The sequence below is a fragment of the Pseudomarimonas arenosa genome (genome assembly GCF_014841215.1).
GTDB classification, from domain to species: domain Bacteria; phylum Pseudomonadota; class Gammaproteobacteria; order Xanthomonadales; family Xanthomonadaceae; genus Pseudomarimonas; species Pseudomarimonas arenosa.
The window spans coordinates 39,066-47,754 of sequence record NZ_JACYTR010000033.1 but is presented as its reverse complement, the minus strand read 5'-3'; the positions used below and the strand labels follow the sequence as shown (position 1 = coordinate 47,754).

Sequence of the window (8,689 nt, the reverse complement as noted above, 5' to 3'; positions counted from 1 at the left end):
GCTACGCGGGACTGCGTCCCGATCTCGCCCAAGTGGGCCCACCACTTGGGCTCGTCGCGCCTTGCACTCGACGCAAAGTCCTCGGTGATCATCCGCGCCCCCTCATGAAATATCCGGGCTAGTCAACCGGCGATTCCAGTCTTGCCTCGTTATCCAGTCCCAACCGGCTGACCAGCACCGCAACCTGGGTGCGCGAGTGCGCACCGAGCTTGCGCATGATGGCGGTCATATGGGCCTTGATCGTCGCTTCCGAGACTGCAAGTTCATAGGCGATCTGCTTGTTAAGCAGGCCGGTACCCACCATGCCCAGCACGCGGAACTGCTGTGGCGTCAACTCAGCGATGCGCCGTCCGAAGGCCAGTTCATCGGGCTCGACCTCGCCCTGCCGATCGAGCCCCGGCGGCGTCCAGCGTTCGCCTTCCAGCACCTGCTGCAAGGCCTCGGCCAGGGTTTCCACCGGCGCCGATTTCGGCACGAAGCCGGCGGCACCATGGGCCAGGGCCCGGCGCATCAGGGCCGGCTCTTCGCGCGCCGACACGACCAGAACCGGCAGGGTCGGGTGATGGGCGCGCAGGTGTATCAGGGCGCTGAATCCTTCTGCGCCGGGCATGGTCAGATCGAGCAGGATCAGGTCAATGTCCGGGTGCTGCTCCACCGCCGTCAGCAAGGCCGGCACCGAATCGGCCTGATGAATCGTCGACTGCGGCAGGGCCGATGCCACCGCCCGGGTCAGGGCTTCGCGAAACAGCGGATGGTCATCGGCGATCAGGATGCTCATGGCGAAGCACTATGTTCAGACCGGCGCTACCGTATCAGACGTTCGTTGAGCAAATTGTCAACCACCGCCGGGTCGGCCAGGGTCGAGGTATCGCCCAGCTGATCCGGAGCGTTTTCGGCAATCTTGCGCAGGATGCGGCGCATGATTTTGCCGCTGCGGGTCTTCGGCAACCCGGGCGCCCACTGCAGATGATCGGGACTGGCAATCGGACCGATTTCCTTGCGCACAAAGGCGACCAGCTCCTTGCGCAGCTCTTCACTGGGCGTTTCACCGACATTCAAGGTGACGTAAGCGTAGATTCCCTGGCCCTTGATATCGTGCGGGCATCCGACCACCGCCGCCTCGGCCACCTTCGGGTGGGCGACCAGGGCCGACTCGACTTCGGCCGTGCCGATACGGTGGCCGCTGACATTGATCACATCGTCAACCCGACCGGTGATCCAGTAGTAGCCATCTTCGTCACGACGGCAGCCATCGCCAGTGAAGTAGGTGCCAGGATAGGTCTTGAAGTAAGTGTCGATAAAGCGCTGATGATCGCCATATACGCTGCGCATCTGACCCGGCCAGGAATCGAGCAGGACCAGATTGCCGTCGGCGGCGCCCTCCAGCCGCTTGCCCTCGGCATCGACCAGGGCCGGCTGCACGCCAAAGAACGGCTTGGTGGCCGAGCCCGGCTTGAGGTCGGTTGCCGCCGGCAGCGGACTGATCAGAATGCCGCCTGTTTCGGTCTGCCACCAGGTGTCGACGATCGGACAGCGACTGTCGCCGACCACTCGGTAATACCACTCCCAGGCTTCCGGGTTGATCGGCTCGCCGACCGTGCCGAGCAGACGGATCGAGCTGCGCGAATGCCGCTTCACCGGCGCATCGCCCTCACGCATCAGGGCGCGAATTGCGGTCGGCGCGGTGTAGAACAGGGTCACCTTGTGCTTGTCACAGACCTGCCAGAAGCGGCCCATGTCGGGATAGCTCGGTACGCCTTCGAACATCAGCGAGGTGGCACCATTGGCCAAAGGGCCGTACACCACATAGCTGTGGCCGGTCACCCAGCCGACGTCGGCGGTGCACCAGAACACGTCGTCCTCACGCAGATCAAATACGCAGGCATGGGTGTAGCTGGCATAGGTTAGGTAACCACCGGTGCTGTGCAAAACGCCCTTCGGCTTTCCGGTGGAACCTGAGGTATAGAGGATGAACAGCGGATCCTCGGCGTTCATCCGCTCCGGCTCGCATTGGCTGGGCTGACCCTCGACCAGAGTGTGGTACCAGCGATCGCGCGGCATCTGCAGGCTGACGGCATTGCCGGTGCGGCGCACCACGATCACCGTTTCCACGCAGTGGGTTCCCGGCCGGGTCAGTGCCTCATCGACATTCTTCTTCAGCGGCACCGCCTTGCCGCCGCGCAGACCCTCGTCGGCAGTGATGATGATCTTGGAACCGCAATCGGCGATGCGGCCGGCCAGGGCATCGGGCGAGAAGCCGCCAAAGACGATTGAATGGATCGCGCCGATGCGGGTGCAGGCCAGCATGGCAACGGCGGCTTCGGGAATCATCGGCAGGTAGATCGACACCCGATCGCCCTTCTGAACACCAAGATTGCGCATAGCATTGGCCAGTCGGCAGACGCGGGCATGCAGGTCGCGATAGCTGATCTGCTCGCTCTGCTGCGGATCGTCGCCCTCCCACAGAATGGCGGTCTTGTCGCCACGGGTTTCCAGGTGGCGATCGAGGCAGTTGACCGACACGTTCAGCTCGCCGTCTTCAAACCAGCGGATATGAAAGTCGTCGAGCTGGAAGCTGACATCCTTGATCTTGCTGGGGAACTTGAACCAGTCGATGCGCTTTGCGACATCGGCCCAGAACGCTTCCGGCTGCTCGATCGAGCGCTGGTAGTCGGCCCGATAGCGTTCGGCGCTGATCGACTGCGCATCGGCAAAGCCGGACGGTACGGGATGGATCGTGACTGTCATGAAGCCTCTCCAGACTGCAAGGTCGAAGTACTGACACTGAGGACAGTCTACCTGCTGCGTCGCAGCATCGGGCCGGGACGGCATTAGACCTTGGTCTAGTGTCCTGTCGCAGAAATACGTTTCGCAAGGCGCGCGATCTTTTGCAAGATTGAGTCGGCGGTGGCGATCCACTGGAAAGGGGTTGCGTCAGCGTTGTATCGGGTTACGAAGAGCTCTATCTGCTGCTTGAGCTGACGGACGCTGTTAAACGAGTTGCGTCGAATGGCACGCTCGGTGATCAGGGCGAACCAGCGCTCGACTTGATTCAACCAGGAGCTGTACGTCGGCGTGAAGTGCAGATGGAATCGCGGGTGACGTGCCAGCCACGCTTTGACCTTGGCGTGTTTATGGGTGGTGTAATTGTCGAGGATCAAATGCAGATCGAAATCTGCCGGCGTCTGCTTGTCGATCTGCCGCAAGAAATCAAGGAATTCTTGATGACGATGATGGTCGCGGACGCGCGAGATCACTTCGCCGTTCGCGACATTGAGCGCAGCGAATAGTGTCGTCGTTCCATGTCGTATGTAGTCATGCGTCACTCCCTCGACATAGCCCAACCCCATGGGCAGCACGGGCTGGGTACGCTCAAGTGCTTGGATCTGACTCTTCTCGTCCACGCAAAGCACCAGCGCATGGTCCGGGGGGTTTAAGTACAGGCCGGTGATGTCGCGCACTTTTTCGACGAACGCGGGGTCATTCGACAGCTTGAAGCTACGCGAACGATGAGGGGCGATGCTGGCAGCCCGGAACAATCGATGAGCCATGTCTTTGCTGATATTGGCTTCAGCTGCAAAACTGCGCACACTCCAGTGCGTCTGCTTCGACGGGCGAGTTTGCAACGCCTTGTTCAGAAGCTCCGCCACTCGCTCGTCATCTAGCGTGCGCGGTCGCCCTGGGCGAGGTTCATTTCGTAAGCCTGGGAGCCCCGCCTCCAGGTAGCGTGCCCGCCATTTGCGAATCGTGGGCTGAGACACGCTGAGTTCCCGGCCAATATCACTCGGCGCGATGCCATCGGCCGTCATCAGAACAATTCGGGCGCGCTGTGCCACGGCTTGTGGCGTCCGTCTTGAACGCACGACTTTCAGCAGCTCCGACCGCTCGGCGTCCCCGAGCTCAATCTCACCATCCGCGCGCAATCGGCCCATCAGCGTTTCCCGCAACCAAGCCCGGAAAAGTATACGTCATTTATGAGTGTTATTTACGCGACAGGACACTAGCCCGGATATTTCATGAGGTCGCGCCGAAGTATCCGGGCTAGTGCAACTCTGTCATGTGGTAGCGCCAGGAGTTCGCAGACTGCCATCAGGTGACCCGAGAGCGGGGACTGCGACCGCTGGCAAGGTTTGCCCGCGCCCGGCCTGCGACCATGTTCGGCCGGGCGACATGCAAGAGTCACTTGCGCTGGCAGTTGTGCCACGGCAAGCTGCCCGGCTTTGCGTCTAATCTTGGGGATAAGTGATGGGCAGTGGCAGGCCTGGCAAGGGCAGGATGATCAAAGGGCTGGCGCTGGCGCTGGGCCTGTTGGCACTATCGACCAGTGCCTGGGCGGCGCTGTGGCAAGACATCGTTGAGCGTGACGTGCCGAGCAGCGGCGTGGCGCGGGAAATCGTGCCGCAGCGCTATCGCAGCCTGCGCCTGGATCGCAGCGAGCTGGCCACCCTGCTCAAGCAGGCGCCGCTGGAAGGCAAGACGGCGCTGGCCAAGAGCGCCCTGCTGCTGCCGTTGCCACTGCCTGACGGCAGCACCCAGGTGTTTCGTGTCGTCGAGTCGCCGATCATGGAATCAGAACTCGCTGCGCGCTATCCCGAGATCCGCACCTATCTTGGTCAGGGCGTCGATGACCCCAGCGCCACCCTGCGTTTTGACCTGACCTCCAAGGGGTTCCGTGCCCAGGTGCTATCCGCGGCCGGCACGGTGTATATCGATCCGCTGCAGCCCAAGGACACCGAGCACTACATCAGCTATGCCAAGGCCGACTACGCGCGGCCGGCCGACAAGCAGTGGAGTTGCACGGTCGAGGGCGAATCGGCCCAGCATGGCATCGAGGACCTGCTGGCCAAACGGCCGGATCTGAAGATCTCGTCCGGCGCCAACCTGCGCACCTATCGGCTGGCAATGGCCGCTACCGGTGAGTACACCGCATTTCATGGCGGCACGGTGGAGGCCGCACTGGGCGCCATCGTCACCACCATGAACCGGGTCAACGGTATCTACGAGCGCGACGTGGCCGTGCGCATGGTGCTGATCAACAACACCGACCAGGTCATCTATACCAATGGCTCCACCGACCCGTACAGCAATGGCAGCGGTTCGGCCATGCTGGGCGAGAATGTCAGCAATCTCAGCACGGTGATCGGCAACGGCAATTTCGATATCGGCCACGTGGTCAGCACCGGCGGCGGCGGCGTGGCCTCGCTGGGTTCGGTCTGCGGCTCGGGCAAGGCTCGCGGTGTCACCGGCCAGGGCGCGCCGCGCGGCGATGCCTTCGACGTCGATTTCGTCGCCCACGAAATGGGCCACCAGTTTGCCGGCAATCACACCTTCAACGGCTCCGGTGGCAGCTGCTCGGGCGGCAACCGCAATGGCAGCACGGCCTACGAGACCGGCTCCGGCGTCACCATTCAGGCATACGCAGGCATTTGCAGCGGCGACAACCTGCAGCCGAACAGCGAGGACTATTTCCACCGTCTCAGCTTGAACGAGATTCTGAACTTCACCACCAGCGGTGGTGGTTCCAGCTGCGGCACGTTGACCGCCACCGGCAATCAGGTGCCCACCGTGAGCACCACACCGAGTTACACCATTCCGGCGAGCACGCCGTTCGAGCTGGTAGCCAGCGGCAGCGATGCCGATGGCGATACGCTGACCTATGTCTGGGAGCAGTTCAATCTCGGCAGTGCCAATGCCGTAGGCTCGCTGATCGACAACGGCGGGCCGCTGTTCCGCTCCTTCGCGCCGGGGCTCAGCCCGAATCGCATCGTGCCCAGCCTGCGCTATGTGCTGAACAATCAGAACACCCCACCGAGCACCGCACCGCTGCCCGGCACCACCTCGCCTAGCTATTTCACCGGCGAGGCGCTGTCGACCACCGACCGCACGCTGAACTTCCGCGTCACCGTGCGCGACAACCGCGCCGGCGGCGGTGGTACCAATGAGGCCAGCAGCGCGCTGAGCGTGATCAGCAGCGCCGGCCCGTTCCGCATTACTGCGCCTAACACCGCAATCAGCTGGGCCGCGGGCACTGCGCAAACCGTGACCTGGGACGTCGCCAATACCAGCGGCGGCTCGATCAACGCCGCCAACGTGCGAATCCGCCTGTCGCTGGACGGTGGCTACACCTGGCCAACCGAGCTGGTGGCCAGCACCGCCAATGACGGCAGCGAGTCGGTGACCTTGCCCGCCAATACACCGGCATCGGCGCAGGCGCGTCTTCGGGTCGAGGCGGTGGGCAATATCTTCTTTGACGTATCCGACAGCAACTTCACCGTCACCAACGCCAATGCCGCCCCGACGCTGTCAGTGACCGGCTCGGTCAGCACGCGCCAGGGCAGCCCGACCGCCAGCGCCAATGTGGCGACGGTCAGCGATGGCGAGGATGCCGTTGGCACGCTGAGCGTGGCAGTCAGCGAAGCGCCGTCTGAGCTGGCCGTCAGCGCGATCAATAACAATGGCACGGTGGAGCTGAGCGCCACCGCCGGCTGCGACCTGGTCGCGCCAAGTTCAGGCAGTCGCAACTATCCGGTGAAACTCACCGTTAGCGACAGCGGCGGCGCCAGCCGCAGCGAGTTTGTCAATGTGGCGGTGTCGGCCAATCAGAAGCCGACCCTGGGCGCCTACGCCGACCTCAATGTTGGCCGCAGCAGCACAACGCCGCACAGCCCCGCGCAGGCGGCCAGCGACGTCAATCTGCAGTCGGTCACGGTCAGCCCCACCACCCTGCCCGGCGGCGGCAGCGTGTCGGTCGATGCTGCCGGCCAACTCACCGTCGCCACCACAGGTTCCACCACCTTTGGCAGCACCGAAGTCACGGTCAGCGCGACCGACAGCTGTGGCGCCACCCAGCTGCAGCGCTTCAATCTTGCCGTGCTGAGCAACGAGCCGGCGCTGGAAATCGCCAGTAGCGCGATCAGCAGCGGCAATGGACTGCTCGAACCCAACGAGTGCAATCAGTTCACCGTGAGTCTGCGCAACAGCGGCATTCAGACCGCCACCGGGGTCAGCGCCAGCTTGAGCAGCCTGACCCCCGGCATCACCATCACCCAGGCCAGCAGCGCGTTCGCCGACATCGCGGCCGGCGCTACCGAGGCCGCGCAGACCTCGTTCCAGATCAGCTCCAGCGCCGGCCTGGTGTGCCTCAGCGATGTCGACCTGACATTGAATGTCACGTACTCGGGCGGCGGTTCGCCGTTCAGCGACACCGTCACCTTGCCGGTGGGTCGCGCTCCCGGCGACAACTACGAGTTCGTTGCCAGCAGCGGTGCCAGCATTCCCGGCGGTGGCGTACTTGTGCCTGACTCGGCTGACGATGACGTACTGGTCGACCTGACCGTTCCCAGCGGCTTTGACTTCTCGGTGTATGGCACCTCGGTAAGCGGCGGCAGCACCCTGCGCGCCAGCACCAATGGCGCACTGCAGCTCGTGTCATCGGCCGGGTCTGCTGCCTATGCCAATGGCGCCCTCCCCAGTGCCGGTACCGGCAACAGCCTGGGCAGCTTCCCCAGCAGTTTGCCGGTGCTGCTGCCCTACTGGGACGATCTGCGGCTGGACAGCCCGGGCGGCGGCATCTACACCGCCCTTAACGGCAGCGAGCCAAACCGCACCTGGACCGTTGAATGGCGCGGTATGCGTTGGGCCAGCTCGGTGGGGCCGATTACCACCCAGTTCGCCGTCGTGTTCCACGAGGACAGCAACGCGTTTGAGTACATCTACACTCTGGTCGACAACGGTGGCGCCGGCGCCACAGTCGGCGTTCAGGCCGCCACGACGGGCTCGTTGTTCACCCAGTACTCGCTCAACAGCAGCTCTCTCAGCGCCGGACAACAGCTGGCTGCCAGCATCCCGGCCGGTGAGTGCAACGCCGGTGGCGGCATGTGCGCCGGTGGGCCGGCCATCAGCCTGATCCAAAGTGGCGGCAGCACCGCAGTGAGCGAGGCCGGCGCCACCGACAGCTACCAGCTGGTGCTACAGACCGAACCGTCGTCTACGGTGACCATCGATGTCAGCCCAAACTCTCAGCTCGAGGTCGATCAGAGCCAGCTGCAGTTCAACACCGGCAACTGGGATACCCCGCAGAGCATCGTGGTCAGTGCGGTCGACGACGCAGTGGAAGAAGGCAACCACAGCGGCCTGATCACCCACAGCGCCAGCGGCGGTGGCTACGACGGGGTGACCGCGCCTAGCCTGGTAGTGGCCATCGCTGACAACGACCTGTCGGTAGATCTCGGCGTCACCAACAGTTTGCAGGGTAGCGCGCCGATTGCCGGTGAAACGGCCAGCTATGAGGTCGTGGTCAGCAACTTGAGCAGCGACGTTGACGTCGCCAGCGCCCAGTTCAACTTCACAGCCACACCGATGCTCACAGGCGTGACCTGGACCTGTCTGCCGGGAAGCGGGGCGACCTGCCCGGCCAGCGGCAGTGGCCTGCCTTCGCACAGCATCAGTCTGGATCGAAGTGCAGGCCTGATCTACACGATCAACGGCCAGGTGGCGGGCGGTGCAGCGCCGGGCAGCATTCAATCGACCACCGCGACCGTAGGCGTGTCGGCGCCCTACGTGGATAGCAACAGCGGCAACAACAGCGCGGTGAGCAATAGCGTAGTCGGCCCGCTGCAGATCTTCCTCAACGGCTTCGAAGGCGATTGATCCCTCCGGCTGCAGCCGCGCGCTGCAGCCGGCTCCGCCC

Annotated in this window: 4 protein-coding genes; 1 reads left to right on the top strand and 3 read right to left on the bottom strand. The window is 63.6% G+C overall.

Annotation, left to right across the window (positions count from 1 at the left end):
* Positions 1 to 118: 118 nt before the first annotated feature.
* From IFO71_RS14125 to IFO71_RS14115, 3 genes are all read right to left on the bottom strand, one after another.
* Positions 119 to 778 carry a response regulator transcription factor gene (locus IFO71_RS14125; protein ID WP_192030291.1) on the bottom strand — a complete coding sequence of 220 codons (660 nt, stop codon included), beginning with the start codon at positions 776 to 778 and terminating at the stop codon, positions 119 to 121.
* A gap of 26 nt (positions 779 to 804) precedes the next feature.
* The gene (gene acs / locus IFO71_RS14120; protein ID WP_192030290.1) at positions 805 to 2,748 is read right to left on the bottom strand and encodes an acetate--CoA ligase; all 1,944 of its coding nucleotides are present in this window, start codon (positions 2,746 to 2,748) and stop codon (positions 805 to 807) included.
* Between the two features lie 95 nt (positions 2,749 to 2,843).
* Positions 2,844 to 3,932 carry an IS630 family transposase gene (locus IFO71_RS14115; RefSeq protein WP_192030289.1) on the bottom strand — a complete coding sequence of 363 codons (1,089 nt, stop codon included), beginning with the start codon at positions 3,930 to 3,932 and terminating at the stop codon, positions 2,844 to 2,846.
* Positions 3,933 to 4,275: 343 nt separating this feature from the next.
* Between IFO71_RS14115 and IFO71_RS21915 the strand changes: the two genes are divergently transcribed.
* On the top strand, positions 4,276 to 8,649 hold the full coding sequence (locus IFO71_RS21915; protein ID WP_225444649.1) for a reprolysin-like metallopeptidase: 4,374 nt from the start codon (positions 4,276 to 4,278) through the stop codon (positions 8,647 to 8,649).
* The last annotated feature ends 40 nt before the right edge of the window (positions 8,650 to 8,689 follow it).